The 21217-nt window shown below is 62.6% G+C and carries 21 protein-coding genes; 3 read left to right on the top strand and 18 right to left on the bottom strand.

Annotated elements, in window-relative coordinates:
• Positions 1-3: 3 nt before the first annotated feature.
• From ccoN to aceA, 4 genes are all read right to left on the bottom strand, one after another.
• Positions 4-1518, bottom strand: coding sequence for a cytochrome-c oxidase, cbb3-type subunit I (ccoN, locus tag VNT00_RS09475; protein WP_325586793.1), 1515 nt, complete (start codon positions 1516-1518; stop codon positions 4-6).
• Positions 1519-1608: 90 nt separating this feature from the next.
• Positions 1609-1767 (bottom strand): cbb3-type cytochrome oxidase assembly protein CcoS, encoded by a 159-nt coding sequence (gene ccoS / locus VNT00_RS09480; RefSeq protein WP_325586795.1) that lies wholly within the window; start codon positions 1765-1767, stop codon positions 1609-1611.
• Positions 1767-2729 (bottom strand): P-type ATPase actuator domain-containing protein, encoded by a 963-nt coding sequence (locus VNT00_RS09485; protein ID WP_325586797.1) that lies wholly within the window; start codon positions 2727-2729, stop codon positions 1767-1769. Before VNT00_RS09485 ends, ccoS begins: the two co-directional genes overlap by 1 nt.
• Before the next feature lie 224 nt (positions 2730-2953).
• Entirely contained in the window at positions 2954-4270 is a 1317-nt protein-coding gene (gene aceA, locus VNT00_RS09490; protein ID WP_325586799.1) for an isocitrate lyase, read from the bottom strand.
• A gap of 310 nt (positions 4271-4580) precedes the next feature.
• Here aceA and queF point away from each other — a divergent pair, with 310 nt between their 5' ends.
• The gene (queF, locus tag VNT00_RS09495) at positions 4581-5399 is read left to right on the top strand and encodes an NADPH-dependent 7-cyano-7-deazaguanine reductase QueF (protein ID WP_325586801.1); all 819 of its coding nucleotides are present in this window, start codon (positions 4581-4583) and stop codon (positions 5397-5399) included.
• A gap of 5 nt (positions 5400-5404) precedes the next feature.
• Here queF and VNT00_RS09500 read toward each other — a convergent pair whose 3' ends face one another.
• The 7 genes from VNT00_RS09500 to orn form a co-directional block, all read right to left on the bottom strand.
• The gene (locus VNT00_RS09500) at positions 5405-6691 is read right to left on the bottom strand and encodes an MFS transporter (protein ID WP_325586803.1); all 1287 of its coding nucleotides are present in this window, start codon (positions 6689-6691) and stop codon (positions 5405-5407) included.
• Between the two features lie 144 nt (positions 6692-6835).
• On the bottom strand, positions 6836-7423 hold the full coding sequence (pgsA, locus tag VNT00_RS09505; protein ID WP_325586805.1) for a CDP-diacylglycerol--glycerol-3-phosphate 3-phosphatidyltransferase: 588 nt from the start codon (positions 7421-7423) through the stop codon (positions 6836-6838).
• A gap of 14 nt (positions 7424-7437) precedes the next feature.
• Positions 7438-9261: an excinuclease ABC subunit UvrC gene (uvrC, locus tag VNT00_RS09510; RefSeq protein ID WP_325586855.1), complete on the bottom strand. Its 1824-nt coding sequence runs from the start codon at positions 9259-9261 to the stop codon at positions 7438-7440.
• A complete protein-coding gene (gene nagZ / locus VNT00_RS09515) occupies positions 9224-10282 on the bottom strand; it encodes a beta-N-acetylhexosaminidase (protein WP_325586807.1) in 1059 nt (352 codons plus the stop codon). Before nagZ ends, uvrC begins: the two co-directional genes overlap by 38 nt.
• A gap of 117 nt (positions 10283-10399) precedes the next feature.
• Positions 10400-10816 carry a holo-ACP synthase gene (gene acpS / locus VNT00_RS09520; RefSeq protein ID WP_414650917.1) on the bottom strand — a complete coding sequence of 139 codons (417 nt, stop codon included), beginning with the start codon at positions 10814-10816 and terminating at the stop codon, positions 10400-10402.
• Between the two features lie 12 nt (positions 10817-10828).
• Positions 10829-11617 carry a 2-(1,2-epoxy-1,2-dihydrophenyl)acetyl-CoA isomerase PaaG gene (paaG, locus tag VNT00_RS09525; protein ID WP_325586811.1) on the bottom strand — a complete coding sequence of 263 codons (789 nt, stop codon included), beginning with the start codon at positions 11615-11617 and terminating at the stop codon, positions 10829-10831.
• Between the two features lie 80 nt (positions 11618-11697).
• Positions 11698-12243 (bottom strand): oligoribonuclease, encoded by a 546-nt coding sequence (gene orn / locus VNT00_RS09530; RefSeq protein WP_325586813.1) that lies wholly within the window; start codon positions 12241-12243, stop codon positions 11698-11700.
• 47 nt (positions 12244-12290) lie between these two features.
• On the opposite strand from orn, the gene VNT00_RS09535 reads away from it, so the two are divergent.
• The gene (locus VNT00_RS09535) at positions 12291-13541 is read left to right on the top strand and encodes a M48 family metallopeptidase (RefSeq protein ID WP_325586815.1); all 1251 of its coding nucleotides are present in this window, start codon (positions 12291-12293) and stop codon (positions 13539-13541) included.
• Complete coding sequence (gene rsgA, locus VNT00_RS09540; protein ID WP_325586817.1) at positions 13531-14433, top strand: ribosome small subunit-dependent GTPase A; 903 nt, start codon at positions 13531-13533, stop codon at positions 14431-14433. The genes VNT00_RS09535 and rsgA overlap by 11 nt, the downstream gene beginning before the upstream one ends.
• 84 nt (positions 14434-14517) lie before the next feature.
• Here rsgA and VNT00_RS09545 read toward each other — a convergent pair whose 3' ends face one another.
• The 7 genes from VNT00_RS09545 to VNT00_RS09575 form a co-directional block, all read right to left on the bottom strand.
• Positions 14518-15180, bottom strand: a complete 663-nt coding sequence (locus VNT00_RS09545) for an NUDIX hydrolase (protein ID WP_325586819.1) — start codon at positions 15178-15180, stop codon at positions 14518-14520.
• Positions 15181-15324: 144 nt separating this feature from the next.
• A complete protein-coding gene (gene rplS / locus VNT00_RS09550; RefSeq protein ID WP_325586820.1) occupies positions 15325-15717 on the bottom strand; it encodes a 50S ribosomal protein L19 in 393 nt (130 codons plus the stop codon).
• 158 nt (positions 15718-15875) lie between these two features.
• Positions 15876-16049, bottom strand: a complete 174-nt coding sequence (locus VNT00_RS09555; RefSeq protein ID WP_325586821.1) for a hypothetical protein — start codon at positions 16047-16049, stop codon at positions 15876-15878.
• A 292-nt stretch (positions 16050-16341) separates the two neighbouring features.
• Positions 16342-16983, bottom strand: a complete 642-nt coding sequence (locus VNT00_RS09560) for a peroxiredoxin (RefSeq protein ID WP_325586823.1) — start codon at positions 16981-16983, stop codon at positions 16342-16344.
• 312 nt (positions 16984-17295) lie between these two features.
• On the bottom strand, positions 17296-19131 hold the full coding sequence (locus VNT00_RS09565) for an acyl-CoA dehydrogenase (RefSeq protein ID WP_325586825.1): 1836 nt from the start codon (positions 19129-19131) through the stop codon (positions 17296-17298).
• A gap of 354 nt (positions 19132-19485) precedes the next feature.
• A complete protein-coding gene (locus tag VNT00_RS09570) occupies positions 19486-20415 on the bottom strand; it encodes an electron transfer flavoprotein subunit alpha/FixB family protein (protein ID WP_325586827.1) in 930 nt (309 codons plus the stop codon).
• A 2-nt stretch (positions 20416-20417) separates the two neighbouring features.
• Positions 20418-21167, bottom strand: a complete 750-nt coding sequence (locus VNT00_RS09575) for an electron transfer flavoprotein subunit beta/FixA family protein (RefSeq protein ID WP_325586829.1) — start codon at positions 21165-21167, stop codon at positions 20418-20420.
• Positions 21168-21217 lie beyond the last annotated feature (50 nt).

The following is a 21217-nucleotide window of genomic DNA, read 5'->3' on the forward strand; positions in this document are numbered from 1 at the left end:
CCCTCAAGCCGATGCCGTAGCGGTTGCCGGAGCCTCGGTCGATGCCGATGCCGGGCCGACCAGCGCCGGATCGGTGCTGTCCGGGTTGTACAGATAGATGACGGGATTCACCTTGGGCTGGCCCTTCATGGTCTTCCAGGCATTCCAGGCCATCAGGCACATGCCGCCCAGGAAGAACAGCCCGCCTATCATGCGGATGGTGTACAGCGGGTACGTGGCCTTGACGCCTTCGACGAAGCTGTAGGTGAGCGTACCGTCGTCGCCGGTGGCGCGCCACATGAGGCCCTGCATGACGCCGGCCACCCACATGGACGAGATGTACAGCACGACCCCGATCGTGGCCAGCCAGAAATGCACGTCGATCATCCTGGTGCTGGCCATGGAGGTGCGTCCGTACAGGCGCGGGATCATGTAGTAGAACGAGCCGAAGGTGATCATGGCCACCCAGCCCAGCGCACCTACGTGGACGTGGCCGATGGTCCAGTCGGTGTAGTGCGACAAGGCATTGACCGTGCGGATGGACATCATCGAGCCTTCGAAGGTGGCCATCCCGTAGAACGACAGCGCCGTGACCAGGAACTTGAGTATGGGATCGGTGCGCAGCTTGTGCCAGGCGCCCGACACCGTCAGGATGCCGTTGATCATGCCGCCCCAGGAAGGCGCCAGCAGGATCAGCGAGAACACCATGCCCAGGGCCTGGGTCCAGTCGGGCAGCGAGGTGTAGTGCAGGTGATGGGGGCCGGCCCACATATAGGTGAAGGCCAGCGCCCAGAAGTGCACGATGGACAGGCGGTACGAATAAATGGGGCGGTTGGCCTGCTTGGGCACGAAGTAGTACATCATGCCCAGGAAGCTGGTGGTCAGGAAGAAACCCACCGCGTTATGGCCGTACCACCACTGCACCATGGCGTCCTGCACGCCTGCATAGGCGGAATACGACTTCCACAGCGAAACCGGGATTTCAATGTTGTTGAAAATATGCAGGACGGCGATGGTGAGGATGTACGAACCGAAGAACCAGTTCGCCACGTAGATGTGCTTGACGCGGCGCTTGGCGATGGTGCCGAAGAACACGACGGCATACGCCACCCACACCAGGGTGATGAGCACGTCGATGGGCCATTCGTATTCCGCGTATTCCTTGGTGCTTGTGTAGCCCATGGGCAGAGTGAAAAAGCCCAGGAACAGCGAGGCCTGCCAGCCCCAGAACGTGAAGGCCGCAAGCTTGTCGCTGAACAGGCGCGCCTGACAGGTGCGCTGCACGACGTAGTACGACGTGGCAAACAGCGCCGTGCCGCCGAAAGCGAAAATGACGGTGTTGGTATGCACCGGACGCAGGCGGCCGTAGCTCAGCCACGGAATATTGAAGTTAAGCTCTGGCCAGATCAATTGCGATGCAATCAGCACCCCGACCGCCATGCCGACAATGCCCCAAAATATGGTCATGATGGTGAACTGCCTTACCACGCCATAATTGAAGGTTTCGGCCGGCCTTTCCAGCGCACCGGACTTATCCATGAGTATCCCCTGAAACAGACAAACAGAACATATAAAAAAATTCGTGCCGCGCCCCGGCCCTTGCCGGTCTCCTGCTGTGCGGGCCGACGATCAATCCAATCGCGGCCCGTCGTCATCGCCGAGTATCGATTTGGCCGCCGTATCGGTATCGTCGAATTGCCCCGCGAATATGGCCCACCAGAAAGCCACGCCGATGCCAAGCGCAAAAACCAGGGAAATCGGCAGCAGCAAATACAGAGCGGCGTCCATCAGGCGCCCTGTATCGCATCCGCCGGCCAATCCCCGGCAGGCAGGCAATCCCGCCGATACAGGCGCCAGGAATTGGCGCCCACGGCCAGCGAGGACAGCAGCATGGTGATGGCCGCCAGCCAGGGCTGCACCCAACCGAGCATCGCCAGCGGTGTCATGAGCAGGTGCCAGGCCATGGAGCCGTACAGGCTTTGCCGCGAAACCCTGCTGGTGGCCCGCGCCAGGGCATCGACTTCGGCAACGTCCATGTCGGGCCGCCGCAGAACGCGGGCATGCGCCGCCGCGATGGCGGTGGGCACGGACATGGCCATTGCGCACGGACAACTGATGACCAGCAGGGCAACCACGACGCCGACGGCACGCGAGGGGTCGGCCGCATGCCAGAATGCGCCGGCCCCGAGCGCCAGCAGCAATTGGGCGGCGGTGAACCAGGCGGCTATGCTGTCGGCCCGCGCCGCCAGCGCGCGCCGGTATCGTTCAAGATGCCGGTGCAGTCCGCCGATGCCAATGGCCTGGCGGGCGCACAGCTCGAAATACCGGGCGGTAAGCAAGAAAGCCACGAACATGGTGACCGAATCGAAATACACCTCGCCCCTGCCCGACCACGTTGCCATGGCGCTTGGGATGAACGCGGCGACTATGCCCAGCGCCACCGGCACGTCCATGCCCAGGTGCGCCCGCTGCGCGCGGCCCAGCGCGCCGCTCCATACCGGCCAGGCGCAATACAGCACCACGGGGACGGTCAGCGCCAGGCTGCACCAGTTCATGAGAAAGACCGCCTGGTCGAGCAGCGATGCATCGTCGGAAGATGGGCTGCCGCGCAAATACCCTGGAAAAGCGAACATCATGACCTGCATCATGGCCAGCCACGCCAACCCCAGGCGCGCAAGCATGTGGCGGCGTTTCTTGCGCTCGCCGTCGGCCAGAACCTTCGGAGGGGAGAATAATGAGAATGCCCGCATGCTTGGCAATATAGCGGGCCGCGGCAGTTCGGGCCTTGATCAAAATCAAGGCTTGGCGCTTGGCCTGCGGGCCGGCATCGCGCCGGCTGGCCAGGCTGTCGTTTTTATGCCCGCCATACAAGCCGGCCGTGCAGCCGGCGGGCCGAAATGCAAAGAGGGACGCCTCGGCGCCCCTCTTCGTCGTTCACGAGCCGGTCATTGCGCGCCGGCTCTCAAGCGGGCATTCAGGCCGCTTCCTCTTCGTTCGCATGGAACTGGGCTTCCTCGGTGGAGCCCGTCAGCGCGGTGGTGGACGATTGCCCGCCTTCGATGACTTGCGTCACGGCATCGAAATACCCCGTGCCCACTTCGCGCTGGTGCTTGACCGCCGTGAAGCCCAGGTCGGCGGCGGCGAATTCCTTTTGCTGTAGCTCGACGAAGGCGCTCATCTGGCGGCGGGCGTAACCGTGGGCCAGTTCGAACATGCCGTAGTTGAGCGCATGGAAGCCGGCCAGCGTGATGAACTGGAACTTGTAGCCCATGGCGCCCAGCTCGCGCTGGAACTTGGCGACGGTGGCGTCGTCCAGATTCTTCTTCCAGTTGAACGAGGGCGAGCAGTTGTAGGCCAGCATCTTGCCCGGGAAGCGGCGGTGGATGGCCTCGGCGAACTGGCGGGCATACTCCAGGTTGGGGGTCGACGTCTCGCACCACAGCAAATCGGCGTACGGCGCATAGGCCAGGCCGCGGGAGATGGCCTGCTCGACGCCGGGACGCGTGCGGAAGAAGCCCTCCACGGTACGCTCGCCGGTGATGAACGGATGGTCGTTGGCATCGATGTCGCTGGTGATCAGGTCGGCGGCGTCCGCATCGGTGCGCGCCAGCAGCACGGTGGGCACACCCAGGACGTCGGCCGCCAGCCGGGCCGAGACCAGCTTGGCTACGGCTTCGCGGGTGGGAACCAACACCTTGCCGCCCATGTGGCCGCATTTTTTCACCGAAGCCAGCTGGTCTTCGAAGTGGACGCCGCTTGCGCCGGCGTCGATCATGGCCTTCATCAATTCAAAGGCGTTGAGCACGCCGCCGAAGCCCGCTTCCGCGTCGGCCACGATGGGCGCAAAGTAATCCACGTAGTCCTTGTCGTCCGGGTTCTTGCCTTCCATCCATTGGATCTGGTCGCAACGCGTCAGGGCATTGTTGATGCGGCGCACAACCTGGGGCACGGAATTGGCGGGGTACAGCGATTGATCGGGATACATTTCGCCCGCGCCATTGGCATCGCCGGCCACCTGCCAGCCCGACAAGTAAATGGCCTTGAGTCCGGCCTTGACCTGCTGCATGGCCTGGTTGCCGGTCAACGCGCCCAGCGAGTTCACGAACGGCTCCGACTGCAGCAACTGCCAGAGCTTTTCGGACCCGCGGCGGGCCAACGTATGCTCGACCATTACCGAACCGCGCAGGCGCACCACCTCTTCGGCGCCATAGCCGCGCTTGATGCCCTGCCAGCGGGGGTTTTCGGCCCAGTCTTTTTGCAAATTGCGGATTTCGTTTTCGCGAGTATTCATGCTGATGCTCCTGATGTGAAAAGCCTAGAAAGAAATGACAAACCAAAAATCCATGGAAAAATTCTAAGCTTTTGTTGCACAGCACAGTAGAGTTATATCTTATATAAGACTAATTATATTTTTGTTATAAATCATATAAATACAAATTTTATTTCGTTATATGAAATGTTTTTTCCTGTTATGAAAACCAAAACAACGCAACGCAACATCGACTTTTTGTATTGCGCAATTTAAATTTCACAATACGGAAAAAAGAAATGGCAGGCGCTACAATATCGCTTTACCGATAGCCGCCCCCAACACCGAAGTCATGCTTGATCCCAAATTGGCAAACGCCCCGCTAGGCCACGAAGTGGCCTACCCCGATAAATACGATGCCGGCCTGCTCTTTCCCATAGCGCGCGCCGCCAACCGGCAAACCTTGCCGCACATGCCGGGCTGGTCGGGCGCCGACATCTGGAATGCCTATGAAATCTCGTGGCTCAACCGCAAGGGAAAGCCGCTGGTCGCCATGGCGCGTTTCGTGTTTCCCTACACCAGCCCTAATCTCATCGAGTCCAAATCGTTCAAGCTCTATTTGAATTCATTCAACGACGAACGCTTCGACTCGGCCGACCAAGTCCTGCAAATCATGCAGCGCGACTTGAGCCGCGCCGCGGGCGCCGACATCCATGCCGAATTCCTGCCGGTGGATCAACCCATCCACGTCGCCCCCCTGGAAGGCCGGAACATCGACGGGGCCGATGTGGAAATCACCACCTACAAGCCGGCGCCCGAACTGCTGCGCTGCGCCGACAGCCTCGAAGTCGTGACCGAAACCCTGGTTTCCGAACTGCTGAAGTCCAACTGCCCGGTTACCGGCCAACCCGACTGGGGCAGCCTGCAGATCCGCTATACCGGCCCGCGCATCGACCGCGAAGCCCTGCTGGCCTATGTGGTGTCGCTGCGCCGGCACGATGAATTCCACGAGCATTGCGTGGAAAAGATATATTGCGACATCTGGCAGGCCTGCCGGCCCGCGTCGCTATGCGTCTATGCGCGATACACCCGCCGGGGCGGGCTGGACATCAACCCCTGGCGCAGCAGCGAGTCGGTCTCCATCGCCGACACACGCACGCTGCGGCAATAAGCAAATCAGGCGGGAACAGGAGCCGCCCGGCTGGCCGCGGCCCGGGCCACCATAAGCGCCGCCACCGCCGCCACCACGAACGACACGCCCGCGCCAACCCACGGCCCCTGGCTCATGCCGGCATCCAGCATCAGGCCGAAGCCCACCGGCCCCAGTGACGAGCCGACGTCCATGCCCGAATACACCAGGCCATAGACCGTACCGGTGGCGCCTTTGGGCGTGACTCGGCGGATCAGCATGTCGCGCGAAGGCGTGGCCACGCCGGCGCAGAAGCCGGCCAGGCCGACCAGGACCATGGCCCAGGAAGGTGTGAGCAGCCCCGCCGCCAGCGCCACCAGGAACAGGCCCGCCAGGATCAGCGACACCGCCACCGTAAGTTCGGTCTTGGGCGTGGCGCTGACCAGAAAGCCCCCGGCCAGCATGCCGACGGCCGAAGCCACCATATAGCCTGACAAGGTAGTTCCCGCCAGCACCTTGTCGATGCCGTAGACGTCTCCCAGCATGGGGATGGTGTAGTTCTGCACGGCCGAAAGCGAGATGGACGTGCACATGAAAAAGAAGAACGCCCCCCACAGCGCCGGCTGCTTGAGCAGCGTGACCAGGGTTTGCCCCACCGACTGTTCCGCCAGCGAGGCCGTTTGTTTCTCGGAGTTGCCTTCCTTTTCAGGGGCGATCGCGATGTTTCCCCGCCCGGCCAGCAGGTCGCGCCCCAGCCAGACCAGCAGCAGCACGAACGCAATCAGCCCCCCCGCGCAAAAGGCCGCCACGCGCCAGTTGGCCAGGTGGATGATGGTGGTCATGAAGATCGGCGTCAGCGCCCAGCCCAGGTTGCCCGTAAGGCCGTGCGTGCTATAGGCATGGCCCAGGCGCAATGGGCTGACGCGATGGTTGATGATGGAGTAATCGACAGGATGGAACACCGAGTTGCCGGCGCCGCCCACCAGGGCGGCCGCAACCAGCATGCCATAGCCGCCGGCCAAGCCGATGAGCACCGCGGACACCACGAAGCAGGCCAGCCCGAACCGCAGCACCGGCGTGGGCCCGATGCGGTCGACGACGAACCCCGAAGAGGCCTGGCCTATGCTCGACACCAGATAGAAGATGGAGGCCAGCAAGCCCAGCTCGCCGAAGTTGTAGCCGAACTCGTTGGCCAGCGACAGGAACAGAGTGGGAAACACCAACTGGTAGAAATGCGAACAGGAATGCGCGGAGCCCAGCAGGCTGATGATCTTCCAGTCCTGCCGCAATATGGCCGGGCTGTCGGGAATTTGGTCGATGGTGGTGGCTGTCATGGTGATCAATAAGAAAAGCTGGCGGATCCGGTATGCGATTCGCTCAGTATGCTGCTTGTCTGGCCGGCATGCGCACGCAAGCCGCCTTAAAAACAGCGTACTGAACCCAGCAACGAAATGATACCGCCAAAACCCGAAGCCGTTTCAGCGGCCGTCAGAATGATCCGAGCGGTCGCGGATCTCGGGCCAGGCCCGGCGCAGGTAATAGCACATGGACCATACGGTGAGCACGGCGGCAACGATGATAAGCCACTGCCCCACCCTTTCGGTCGAAACCCCGTATATGGGCCGCCAGTACAGCAGGCAGGGAATGGCGATCATTTGCGCCGCCGTCTTGAATTTGCCCAGCCAGTGCACGGCCACGCTGCCGCTGGCCCCGATTTTCGCCATCCATTCGCGCAAGGCGGAAATGGTGATTTCGCGGCCAATGATGATCAGCGCAATGAACGAATCCACCCGGTTCAGGTCCAGCAGCACCAGCAGCGCGGCGCACACCATGAGCTTGTCGGCCACGGGATCCAGGAACGCCCCGAACGAGGAAGTCTGGTGCCAGCGGCGCGCCAGCCAGCCGTCGAACCAGTCGGTCAGGGCCGCGACGATGAAGGCCAGCGCCGCGACGGCATCGCGCAGCGGCGCGGGCAGCCAACTGCCCGAAACGTAGAACAGGGCAACGAGCAGCGGAATCATGGCGATCCGCAGCCAGGTCAGGGCAATGGGTAGATTTATAGGCATGGAGTAATACTACCTTATCGCAGCGCCTGGTAGATGCGCTCGGCCAGTTCGTCCGAAATTCCATCCACCGAGCGCAAATCGTCGATGCTGGCATCGACCACGCCCGAAAACCCGCCGAAGCGCGCCAGCAGCTTCTGGCGGCGCTTGGCGCCCACCCCTTCGATCTGCTCCAGGCGCGACACATTGCGCGCCTTGGCCCGCTGGGCGCGCATGCCGGTGATGGCGAAGCGGTGGGCTTCGTCGCGCACCTGGGCCACCAGCATCAAGGCCGCCGACTCCAGCCCCAGCGCCACCGGCTCGCGCTCGTCGGCAAACACCAGCGTTTCCAGGCCCACCCTTCGCCCTTCGCCCTTGGCCACACCGACGATCACGCGCATATCCAGGCCCAGCTCGGCAAACACCTGGCGCGCCACTTCGACCTGGCCCTTGCCGCCGTCGATCAGCGCGATGGTGGGCATTTCGGCCTGACCGTCGGCCACCCGGCCGAAACGGCGCGTCAGCACCTGGCGCATGGCGGCGTAATCGTCGCCCGGCGTGATGCCCGCGATGTTGTAGCGCCGGTACAGCGAAGGCTGCATGGCGTGATGCTTGTACACCACGCAGGAAGCCTGGGTGGCCTCGCCCGCCGTATGGCTGATGTCGAAGCATTCGATGTGCATGGCGTCCAGGGCCGCCTCGTCGGTATCCAGCTCCAGCGTTTCGGCCAGGGCCAGCGTGCGCGCCACCCGCGCCCCCGATTCGGTCAGCGCCCGGGCCAGTGCGATCTCGGCATTTTTCTGGGCCTGTTCCAGCCAGCTTTTGCGCACGCCCTGGGGCTTGGTCAGCACCCGGGCCTTGACGCCGGTCTGCTCGGCCAGCAGCCGCATCAGGCTGGCGTCGGGCAAGGAATGCGAACAGACGAGCACGGGCGGCATGGCGCTTTCCACATAGTGCTGGGCGATAAAGGCGGCCAATACATCGCCCGGCTCGTCGCCATTGGCATGAGTGGGGAAAAAGGGCTTGTCGCCCAGGTGGCGGCCGCCCCGCACCATGGCCATGTTCACGCACACCCGCCCGCCGCTGGAAGCCACCGCAATGACGTCGACATCGTCGTTGCCGATCTGCTCCATGGTCTGCTGCTGCAGAACGCGGGCCAAGGCGCCCATCTGGTCGCGCAGCACCGCCGCCTGTTCGAACTGCAGCGCCTCGGACGCCTGCTTCATACGCTGTTCGATGTCGCCCAGCACCTCTTTGGCCTGACCGTCCAGGAAGCGCACGGCCCGCTCGACATCGGCCTGATAGTCCTCGGGGGAAATCAGGCCGACGCACGGCGCCGAACAGCGCCCGATCTGATGAAGCAGACAGGGCCTGGAGCGGTTGGAAAAAACGCTGTCCTCGCAGGTGCGCAGGCGAAACACACGCTGCAGTATCTGTATGGTTTCGCGCACCGCCCAGGCATTGGGAAACGGCCCGAAGTAGCGCCCCTTGCCGCTGGTGCTGCCCCGGTAGTACACGATGCGCGGCGAAGCATGGCCCGTGATCTGCAGATACGGGTAGGATTTGTCGTCGCGGAACAGAATGTTGTAGCGCGGGTGCAGGCTTTTGATGAGGTTGTTTTCCAGCAGCAGCGCTTCGGCTTCCGAGCGGGTGATGGTGACCTCGACCCGGGCCACCCGCGCCACCATGTGGGTGATGCGCGGGCTGTGGCCTGTTTTCTGGAAATACGACGAAACCCGCCGCTTGAGATCGCGGGCCTTGCCGACGTACAGCACCTCGCCTTCCGCATCGATGTGGCGGTAGACGCCCGGCAGGTGCGGCAGATCAGCCAGAAACGATTTGAGATTGAAGCTGTCGGGCATACTGGTAACGCTCAAGGCTTTGCAGGGCGGCCCAATCGGGCGCCGGCTGGCGCGGCATGAGGCGGCGTATCCGGCTTACCGATTCGGGCCGCAGGGCGAATTGCAGCCGCGCCAGCAGGTCGTCGGCCAGATCGGGGCGATTGCATACCAGCACCATGTCGCAGCCCGCGCCCAGCGCGGCCTGCGCGCGGGCCAGGATGTCGCCCGCCACGGTTGCGCCTTCCATGGTCAGGTCGTCGGAAAACACCACGCCGTCGTACATCAGCTTGTCGCGCAGCACTTCCTGTATCCAGAACTTCGAAAACCCCGCCGGATTGGGATCGACGCTGGAGTAGATGACGTGCGCCGGCATGACCGACGGCAGCACCATGTCGCCCAGCCAGCCGTAAGGGGCGGCGTCTTCCTGCATGATGGCTTCGAACTCCCGCGTATCGACGGGAATCTCGTGGTGCGAATCGGCCTCGACGGCGCCATGGCCCGGAAAGTGCTTGCCGCAGGAAGCCATGCCCGCTAGCATCAGCCCCTGGATGACGCCGCGCGCCAGCATGGCCACGACTTGCGGCTCGCGATGGAACGAACGGTTGCCGATGATTTTGCTGACGCCGTAGTCCAGGTCGAGCACCGGCGTAAAGCTGAGATCGACGCCGCAGGCGCGCAGCTCGGCGCCCAGCACGTAGCCGGTCTCGGTGGCCAGCCGCATGGCGGCCAGGGAGTCGTCCATCCAGATTTCACCGAACACGCCCATGGCCGGGATAGGCGTGAAACCATCGGTGCGGAAACGCTGGACGCGCCCGCCTTCGTGGTCGACGGCAATGAGCAGCGGTTCGTCGCGCTCGGCATGGATGGCCTGGCAAAGCGCGGCCAGCTGTTCACGGTTTGCGAAATTGCGGGCGAATAAAATGACGCCCCCCACCAGGGGATGGCGCAAGCGTTCTTTTTCGTGGGCGGTCAGCTCCGTGCCTTCGATATCGACCATGACCGGCCCGGGAGGCTGGCCGGTGCGCAATGCGTCAACTGTCATAACTACTATCGTCCATCCTGTTCATAGATTCAGATCCGAAAGGCGCGGCCTGCATCCGCTGCCGCAAAGAATTCGCGGGCGAACGGGCTACCGCGCGAAACCGGCCGGCTGCGCCGCTTACGCCGGCAAGCGCGCTTCCACCACCACGAAAGCCATCACGATATCACTTTCGTCGCTGAGCGAGACATGCGCCGCGCCGAAGCGTTCAGCGTACCATGGCGCCAGGGGCCCGTTCAGGCTTACCTGCGGCTTGCCCGACGGGGCATTGAGCACCTGCATGCGCGTCCAGCTCATGGGGCTGTGGATACCCAGGCCGATGGCCTTGGAAAACGCCTCTTTGGCGGCAAAGCGGGTGGCCAGGTAGCGCATGCCCCGGCTTGTATCGCGCGCCAGGCGGCGATGGAAAACCTCGAGTTCCTGTTCGCCCAGGATGCGCTGCGAAAACCTAGCCCCCTGGCGCTGATAGGCCCGCACAATGCGCTCCAGCCTGAGGATGTCGGTGCCTATGCCCGCCACGGAACCTGGCAGCGCCATCATGGCCGCCCCCTATTTGCCCGTGAACACGGGCGAACGCTTGGCCATGAACGCCGCGACGCCCTCGGCGTAGTCGGCGCTGCGCCCCAGCTCGCTCATCAGGCTGCACTCCAGCTCGAGCTGTTCGGCCAGCGTGTTGCCCAGGCTCTGGTTCAGGGCGTGCTTGGTGGCAGCCAGGCCCTTGGTGGGCGCTGCGGCGAAATGCGCCGCCAGCTCCTCCAGGCGGGCCTCGAACTGCTCGTCGGGCACGCATTGCCAGATAAGGCCCCATTGGGCGGCCTGCTCGGCGCTGAGCTTTTCACCCAGCAAGGCCAGGCCCATGGCCCGCGCCTGCCCGACCAGGCGCGGCAGGGCAAACGTGCCGCCCGTATCGGGAAGCAGGCCCAGCCGCGAAAACGACTGGATGAAACTGGCCGATTGCCTGGCGATGACGAGATCGCCGGCCAGCGCAAGGCTGGCCCCTGCCCCCGCCGCCACACCATTGACGCCCACCACGACCGGCATGGGCAGCGCCCGCAGCCGCTTGATGAGGGGCATGTAGTTGTTTCTCAGGCTGGCGCCCAGGTCGGGCGGCTGGCCGTCCGGCGAGGGTGTGCGCTGCGACAAATCCTGCCCCGCGCAAAAACCGCGGCCATTGCCGGTAAGCACCAGCACCCGCGCGCCGCGTGTCTCGATCTCGGTCAGGGCCCGGCGCACTTCGTCGTGCATCTCGGCGGTAAAGCTGTTCATCTTGTCGGGCCGGTTCAAGGTGATGCGGGCAATCGCTTCACCCAGCTCGAATTGAATGGTTTCGTAGGTCATGTCGGGCTTTCGTGCGGGCCGCGCCCCGGTCTGGCCGCAATGCTTGCGCATTGGCCAGGCCGCGGGCGGCGCGCCGGCGGTTAAAGTTTGATGAAGTGTTCGCGGTAGTGCTTGAGCTCGTCGATGGACTCGTAGATATCGGCCAGCGCCTCGTGGCGGCTTTTCTTGACGAAGCTTTTATAGACTTCAGGCTTCCAGCGCAGCGACAGCTCTTTCAAGGTGCTGACGTCCAGGTTGCGGTAATGGAAAAAGGCTTCCAGCTTCGGCATGTACTTGACGAGGAAACGGCGGTCCTGCCCCACGGTATTGCCGCACAATGGCGACTTGCCGGCGGGCACGTACTGGGAAAGGAATTCCAGCAGTTGGGCTTCGGCCTGCCCTTCGGTAACGGTAGACGCCCTGACCTTGTCGATGAGGCCGCTTTTGCCGTGCGTGGACTTGTTCCATTTGTCCATGGCGTCGAGCAGTTCGTCGCTCTGGTGTATAACCACGACGGGGCCTTCGGCCACGAAAGTCAGGTCGGGCTCGGTAACGATGACCGCCGCTTCGATAATCCGTTCTTTTTCAGGATCCAGCCCGGTCATTTCCAGGTCGAGCCAAACCAAACGCTGATCATTAACCGCCATATAATCCATCCTTAAAACAGAGATTTTCGCACACTCCCCCGCCGCCTATGTTCACTTTGCTGTTTATTGCCTTCCTGCTGGCCGATATTACCCTGCGCACCTGGATGTCCATGCGCCAAATCCGCCACGTCAGGCAGCATCGCGACCAGGTTCCTCCCGAGTTCTCCGAGCGCATCGGGCTTGCCAGCCACCAGCGCGCCGCCGACTACACCCATGCCAAGGTGCAGTTGTCCCTGTTCGAGTCCTTCGTCGAGGCAGGGCTGCTCATTGCCCTGACCCTGCTGGGCGGCCTGCAGGCCCTGGATGTGCACATGGGTCACTGGATCGCCAACGAAATGCTGCGCCAGCTGGCGCTGATAGGCTCGGTCCTGCTCATCGTCAGCCTGGTGGGGCTGCCGTTCACCCTGTGGCGCAAGTTCAGGCTGGAAGAACGCTTCGGCTTCAACCGCGTCACCCCCCGGCTTTTCCTGGCCGACACGCTCAAGGGGCTCGTGCTGCTGCTCGTCCTGGGCATCCCTCTTGCCGCGCTTGTGCTGTGGGTCATGGGCGGCGCGGGATCCTCCTGGGTCTGGTGGGCCTGGGCCATCTGGGTGGCCTTCAACATTCTTGTGCTATGGCTGTTTCCCACCGTCATCGCTCCCCTGTTCAACACATTCACGCCCCTGGACAACCCCGACATCGCGCAGCGCATCCAAGGCCTGGCCCGGCGCTGCGGCTTTCCCCTGGGCGGGCTGTTCGTCATGGACGGCTCCAAACGCTCGGCGCACGGCAACGCCTATTTCACGGGCTTTGGCAAAGCGCGGCGCATCGTGTTCTTCGACACCCTGCTGTCCCGCCTGAACACCGACGAAATCGAAGCCGTGCTGGCCCACGAGCTTGGACACTTCAAGCACAAGCACGTCATCAAGCGCATGATCGTCAGCTTCGCGCTGGCGCTGGTCTTTTTTCTGGTATTGGGCTGGCTCTCGCAACAGGTCTGGTTCTACACCGAGCTGGGAGTCGTGCCGCAACTGGGGCGCCCCAACGATGCGCTGGCCCTGATCCTGTTTTTCCTCGTCATGCCCGTCTTCACCTTCTGGGTGGCTCCCCTGGCCGCCTGGTTCTCGCGGCGCGACGAATTCGAGGCCGACAACTACGCGGCGCAGCAGTGCTCGCCCCAGGCCCTGATCTCCGCCCTGGTCAAGCTGTACGACGACAACGCCGCCACCCTCACGCCCGACCCCTTGCATTCCGCCTACTACGACAGCCACCCTCCCGCCGTGCTGCGCATCCGGAACCTGCAAAAACATGGCGCCTGACCGCAACCTCGAAGGACGCATCATTGCCGCCCACGGTCGGCACTATACGGTCGAGCTGGCGGACGGCTCCCTGTACAAATGCTTTCCCCGGGGCAAGAAGGCGGGCGCGGCCGTGGGCGATTACACCCTCATCGAACCGCAAGGGGTCGGCGAAGGCGTCATCGTCCGCCTGCTGGAGCGTCGCAACCTGCTGTACCGCTCCGACGAAATGCGCACCAAGCTGTTCGCCGCCAATGTCGACCTGCTGCTCATCGTCGTGGCCGTCGAGCCGGCGTTTTCCGACGAGCTGGTGGGCCGCGCCCTGGTCGCCGCCGGCAGCGCGGACATTCCCGCCCTGATCGTCCTGAACAAAATCGACCTGGCTGCCGCCCTGCCCGAAGCCCGAAAACGCATCGAGGCGCTGCGGGGCCTGGGCCTTGTCGTGGTGGAGCTCAGCGCGCTCGATGCGGCGCAGGTCGACGCCATGCTGGCGCCGCGGCTCAAGAACCGGACCAGCCTGCTGCTGGGCCAAAGCGGCATGGGCAAATCCACCTTGCTGAACGCCCTGGTACCCGGCGCGGGGGCCTTCACGCAGGAACACTCCGTGGCCCTGGATGCCGGCAAGCATTCGACCACCAGCACGCGCCTGTACCACCTGCCCGGCGGGGGCGATATCATCGATTCCCCCGGCTTCCAGAACTTCGGGCTCAGCCATCTTACGGCCGGCGAAATCGAGCGCGGCTTTCCTGAGTTCACGCCCTGGCTGGGGCAATGCCGCTTCTATAACTGCACGCATTTGCACGAACCGGGCTGCAGCATCCTGGCCGCCGTCGACAGCGGCGCCATCGCCCGCGCGCGGCACGATCTGTACAAGCGCCTGCTGCAAGAGCACGAGATGCAAACCCGTTATTGACGAAATAGCCGCAAAAGGCAAAGACAATGAAGCTGGCGATTGCGTGTCCGCCGCGCCAGGCCCAGGCCGTTCAACGCCTGGCGCTCAACGCAGCAGTTTAGTCTGGGCGGCCGCCAGGTAATGATAGAAGTTGCGCACCAGCGCCGCCGTGGCGCCCCAGATGAAATACTGGTTCCAGGTCATGGAAAAATAAAAACGATGGCCGCCGCCCGGCAGCTCGGCCTTGTGCAGCAGATGATGCGAAGGGTCCATGAGAAAAGCCAGCGGCACCTCGAAGACATCGGCCACTTCGGATTCGTCGTAATGGATGCTGAAGCCCTGGCGTATATAGCCAATGACCGGCTTCATGGTGAAGTGCGTGGAAGTCAGAAAGCTGGGCTGGGTGCCGATAAGCTGGATGTACTGGGGCTCGACGCCGATTTCCTCGTAGGTTTCACGCACCGCGGCCGCCACGGCGTCGCTATCGGTTGATTCGATGCGCCCTCCGGGAAAACTGATCTGCCCGGCGTGATCGTACAAATGCGAGGCGCGGCGGGTAAAAATGACGTGCAACCCGTCGGCGCGCTGCACCAGTGGAAAAAACACCGCCGCCCGGACGATGTTTTCGAGCCGCACTTCGTCCACATGAAACGCCGCCGTAAACACCGGCTCGACATCCCAGGCTATGGGCTGCCTGAACGCCTCGCATATGAAATCCAGTTGCAGCGCCGCCGTTTTCAGCGGCGCCAGCGCGCCGTTTGGCGGCACAAGAGGCTGAGCCTGAGGGTCGAACCCCGGGACTATGGCAATACGTTTGCCGGTTGACGGACGTAATATGCTTGACGACATAAGATCCAAAAACAAAGGCACCGCTCGGGTGCCTTTGTTGATTCGTGCCGATGAAGCAGCAATTTACTTTGCAGCTGCCTGTACCTTGTCGGCTTTGCGAACCAGCTTTTCCTTGATGCGAGCGGCTTTGCCCGAACGGCTACGCAGGTAGTAAAGTTTAGCACGGCGGACATCGCCGCGGCGCTTGACTTCGATGGAAGCGATTTGCGTGGAATACAGCTGGAAAGTACGCTCGACGGCTTCGCCGGAAGAGATCTTGCGAACGATGAACGACGAATTGAGGCCGCGATTGCGCTTGGCAATGACCACGCCTTCGTAGGCCTGCACACGCTTGCGGGTGCCTTCGACGACGTTGACGTTGACCACCACGGTGTCGCCGGGGGCGAATTCGGGCTTGGCCTGGCCGTTGGTTAGACGGGCGATTTCTTCTTGTTCAAGAAGGGCGATGAGATCCATGCTAGGGCTCCAGGTACATCGTGCGCGGCAATTAATTTAGGCTAAAGGGCTTTTGCCCCTTTGGGTTTTGCCCCTTTGGGTAAACCATAAGCTTATGGTTTTATGCCGCCAGAGGATGAAGTTGCAAAACCCAACATTCTACACGGAAAACCTTGGTTTTAAAAGCCCCCTGCCGAACCCAGCCACAGAAGGCCGGGAATGGTGGCGCCCCACATGACGACCAGACAGATATCGGCCACCATGGCGCCGCGGGTAAGCTTGGGAAACCCGCCACGCTTGGGGGTAGGAGGAAACGGCCATTTGCCGGGGGCTTGGGAAGGTTGATTGCGCATGGTTGCCTCGCTGGTTTTATACAGGTGTTTTAAACAGCACTGTTTTTATAAACAGTTCTTCCATAAACGTACTGTATAAAACAACAGATGTTTTTGCAAGCTTTTTTTCGTAACGTTCCGTCCGCACACACTCCCTATGCGAGCATGCCGCCTCAGGCGCCGCCTTTGGCCGTGAACCGGCTCGCGCCGTTCCGCTCCGGCGTCAAAAGAAAATGCCGGCACAAGGCCGGCATTGCAAATCAAGATCGGGCAACGGCGCCGCCAGGCGCCGCAAGCCGCAAGAACTTGATGCTTACTTATTGGGCTGGGGCGTAACGCGCAGGTAGGGGCGAACCACGGTGTAGCCCTTGGGGAACTTGGCCTTGAGTTCGGCCTCGTCCTTGATGGCGGGCGAAATGATGACGTCGTCACCCTCTTCCCAGTTGACCGGCGTGGCCACGCTGTAGTTGTCGGTCAGTTGCAGCGAGTCGATGACGCGCAGGATTTCGTTGAAATTGCGGCCGGTGCTGGCGGGGTACGTAATGGTGAGACGCACTTTTTTCTTGGGGTCGATGATGAATACCGAGCGCACGGTCGCCGTGTTGCTGGCGTTCGGGTGGATCATATCGTACAGGTTCGAGACCTTGTGGTCGGGATCGGCCAGGATCGGGAAGTTGACGGTGGTGCTTTGGGTGTCGTTGATGTCGCCGACCCATTTGCGATGCGACTCGGCGTCGTCGACCGAGACGGCAATGACCTTGACGTTGCGCTTGGCGAATTCGTCGGCCAGCTTGGCGGTATAGCCCAGCTCGGTCGTGCAGACAGGCGTAAAGTCGGCGGGATGCGAGAACAAGACACCCCACTTATCGCCCAGAAACTCATGGAAACGGATGGTTCCGACGTTGGAGTCCTGTTCGAAGTCGGGGGCGGTATCGCCGAGTCGTAAAGTAGCCATAAATCTCTCTCTTAGTCGATATATAGAAGTGGTGGGTTATTGCCCGTTGTCATAAGCCCGATGCGAGCGTATGAAAGGATTGTGTCACCCTTTATCGAGCAAACGAAATACAGTTTTTATATATCTTTATAAGCCAAGCACCAGGAAAACTCCATCGAAAAGTCATTTTCCGCATATGGAATTTCGGGATTGGTGAAGCGCCGGGCGCAAACCGCTCCCAATGCGCGATAGCCGCCAGCAGACGCGACGGCGTGTTTGGGATCTTGCTGGAGACCTGTTTGGGATCTTGCTGGAGACCTGCTTGGAATCCGCTCAGGGTTTGCCCAGGACGGCAGCGGCCCGGCTGGCCGTCCCACCCTCCAGTATGCTGGCGCTCAACGACTCGGCGCGCGGTAGAACAGCCTGCGCGTAGAAGGCGCTGCACGCCAGCTTGCGGGTGTAAAACGCATCGTGATCCGTTTGCATCAGGCGCCGGCACGCCAGGGCCGCGCGCGCCATCTGCCATCCGGCCAGCACTACCCCGGAAAGCATGAGATACGGCACGCTGCCCAGGAATACGGCCCTCAGTTCCTTGTGCGCGGCGGTGCTCAGCATGAATTTGACGGATTGCTCGTAGGCATCGATGGCTGGCGCAAGGCGGCGCGCGATCAATGCCAGTTCATCATGGCCCTCGCCGCCGCCAGATGCTCCGTCCCGCTCGACCTGGCTTTGCAGCTCGCGCAGCGTGGCGCGCATGCGGCTGGTCAGCTCGAACGCCACCTTGCCCGCGTCGCGCAGCGTTTTGCGCCCCACCAGGTCGTTGGCCTGGATGGCGGTCGTGCCCTCGTAAATAGGCAGGATGCGCGCGTCGCGATAGTACTGGGCGGCGCCGGTCTCCTCGATATAGCCCATTCCGCCGTGCACCTGCACGCCCAGCGACGTCACCTCGACGGCGTTTTCCGTGGAAAAGCCCTTGACGATGGGAACCAGGTACTCGAACAAGGCCTTGTTCCAGACCTGCTCTTGCGCATCGGGATGGCGCTGCGCCTTGTCGCGCGCGGCCGCGGCAAAGTAGGCCAGCGCCCGCCCCCCTTCGGTCAGCGCCTGCATGGTGGCCAGCATGCGCTGCACATCGGGATGCCGGATGATCGCAACCGACTGTGCGGGATCTTCCAGCGCCTGGCCCTGCATGCGCTCGGCGGCATAAGCCCGCGCCTGCTGCAGGGCGCGCTCGGAAACGGCTATGCCCTGCAGCCCCACCGCGAAACGCGCGGCATTCATCATGACGAACATGTACTCGAGCCCATGGCACTCCTGGCCCACCAGGTAGCCCACGGCCCCTTCGCCCGCCTCGCCCTTGCCCGACCCGTACAGCAGCACGGCCGTGGGGCTGGCGTGTATACCCAGCTTGTGTTCGATGGAGGCGCACCAGACGTCGTTGCGCGCGCCCGGCTTGCCGTCTTCAATCAGGAACTTGGGCACGATGAACAAGGAGATGCCCTTGACGCCCGCGGGAGCGTCGGGCGTGCGCGCCAGCACCAGGTGCACGATGTTTTCGGCCATATCGTGCTCACCGTAGGTGATGAATATCTTTTGCCCTGTGATGCGGTAGCTGCCGTCGGGCTGGCGCACCGCCCTGGTGGCGACGCGCGCCAGATCCGAACCCGCCTGGGGTTCGGTGAGGTTCATGGTGCCGGTCCAGCGGCCTTCCAGCAAGGCGGGAATGAATGCCGCCTGTTGCGCTTCGCTTCCCACCTCCGTCAGGGCCTCGATGACGCCGTCGGTCAGCAAGGGGCATAAGGAGAACGACAGGTTGGCGGCGTTCAGGTTCTCGCAGGCCGGGGCGGCCACCAGCTTGGGCAGGCCTTGCCCGCCCCACTGCGCGCTGTGCTGCAGGCCTTGCCAGCCCGCCGCCGCAAACTCGGAAAAAGCCTTGGCAAAGCCCTCCGGCATGGTTACCGCGCCGTCGCGCCATTGCGCGCCGGCTTCGTCGCCGCTGCGGTTCAGCGGGGCCAGCGCCTGCTCGACGAATTTGCCGTTTTCTTCCAGCACGGCGGCCACAAGGTCCCTGGACACCTCTTCGAACCCAGGCAGGCCCAGCACCCCCTGCAAATCGGCCAGTTCGTCGAGCACGAACAATGTATCCCGTATGGGCGCGGTGAACGTCATGGTTTCTCCTCCAAAAATCCATATGTCTTTTTACCATTCCCAATCGCCAGCAGCCTGTATTTCAGAAAGAGTTTTTTCCCCAGTGCAACGTGGGGGGGACAAGCCGCGTCGGCGGCGCAGTGTGGGGACCATCCTCTATCGTCAGTCTTTTTTGAGTTCTTGAGCGGCTGTTTCAGCTTGGCGGTGTCGTAGGGCCTGCAGCGCTACGTCGAGACAATCATGAAAAACACCCCAAAGGCTGGATGGATGTCCAACGTTTGGGGTGAGATTCGGAGCGCGGGAAGCCGTGCCACCCGAGCAAGAAGAGCCAGGCGCCCAGGCGGCAGGCGACTGCACGCGGCGACTCTAAGGAGCTTACAGGGCGCCGGCCAGCTCGGGGACTGCCTGGAACAGGTCGGCCACCAGGCCGTAATCGGCCACGCCGAAAATCGGCGCCTCGGCGTCTTTGTTGATGGCGACGATGACCTTGGAGTCTTTCATGCCGGCCAGGTGCTGGATGGCGCCCGAGATGCCCACTGCCACGTACAGCTGCGGCGCAACGATCTTGCCGGTTTGGCCGACCTGCCAGTCGTTGGGCGCATAGCCGGCATCCACGGCCGCGCGCGACGCGCCGATGGCCGCGCCCAGCTTGTCGGCCAGAGGATCGAGCAGCTTGAAGTTCTCGGCGCTGCCAAGTCCACGGCCGCCCGATACGACGCGGGTCGCGCCCGCCAGTTCGGGACGGTCGCTTTTGGCAACCTCGCGGCCGACGAAAGACGAAAGGCCCGAATCGGCAACGGCATCGACGGCTTCGACAGCAGCCTGCCCGCCGGTTGCTGCCACGGGATCGAAGCCGGTGGTGCGCACGGTGATGACCTTGATGGGATCGGCCGACTGAACCGTGGCAATGGCATTGCCGGCATAGATGGGACGCTCGAAGGTGTCGGCGGAATCGACCGCGATGATGTCGGAGATTTGCGCGACGTCGAGCTTGGCGGCCACGCGGGGCGCGACGTTTTTGCCGCTGGCCGTCGCGGCGAACAGAATATGGCTGTACCCTTGCGCCAGCGCCAGAACCTGGGCGGCCACGTTCTCGGCCAGGCCCTCGGCCAGGACGGGAGCATCGGCGACCAGCACCTTGGCGACGCCCGCCGCCTGCGCGGCCTGCTGGGCCACGGCCTGCACCCCGGCGCCGGCGACCAGCACGTGGACGTCCCCGCCGACTTTTTGAGCGGCGGCAATGGTATTCAGGGTTGCGCCCTTGAGATGCGCGTTGTCGTGTTCTGCAATAACGAGTATCGACATGATTAGATCACCTTGGCTTCGTTTTTAAGTTTGTCGACCAGCGTCGCGACATCGGGAACGATAATGCCCGCCGAACGAGCGGGCGGCTCGGAGACTTTCAGGGTCTTGAGGCGCGGCGCGACATCCACGCCCAGGTCTTCGGGCGTGACGACGTCGAGTGTTTTCTTTTTGGCCTTCATGATGTTGGGCAGCGTTACATAGCGCGGCTCGTTCAGGCGAAGGTCGGTGGTGATGATGGCGGGCAGCTTGAGCGACAGGGTTTCCAGGCCGCCGTCGACCTCGCGCGTAACCTGCACGGAATCGCCCGAAACCTCGACCTTGCTGGCGAACGTGGCCTGCGGCCAGTCGAGCAGCGCGGCCAGCATCTGGCCGGTTTGGTTGGCATCGTCGTCGATGGCCTGCTTGCCCAGAATGACGAGCTGCGGCTGTTCTTTGTCGACCAGGGCCTTGAGCAGCTTGGCTACGGCCAAAGGCTGCAATTCGGCGTCGGTTTGCACCAGCAAGCCGCGGTCGGCGCCAATGGCCATGGCCGTGCGCAATGTTTCCTGGCATCCGGCCACACCGCAAGACACCGCCACGACCTCGGTCGCCACGGACTTTTCCTTGAGCCGTGTTGCTTCTTCGACCGCGATTTCGTCAAAGGGGTTCATCGACATTTTTACGTTGGCGATATCCACACCGCTTTGATCCGACTTGACGCGCACCTTGACGTTGTAATCAACCACACGCTTGACAGGCACCAATACCTTCATCGAGCATTTCCTCCAGAGGAATAAAATAAAACCGCCCCGCCTTTATGCCA

The organism is Eoetvoesiella sp., assembly GCF_035555955.1.
Taxonomy (GTDB): domain Bacteria; phylum Pseudomonadota; class Gammaproteobacteria; order Burkholderiales; family Burkholderiaceae_B; genus Eoetvoesia.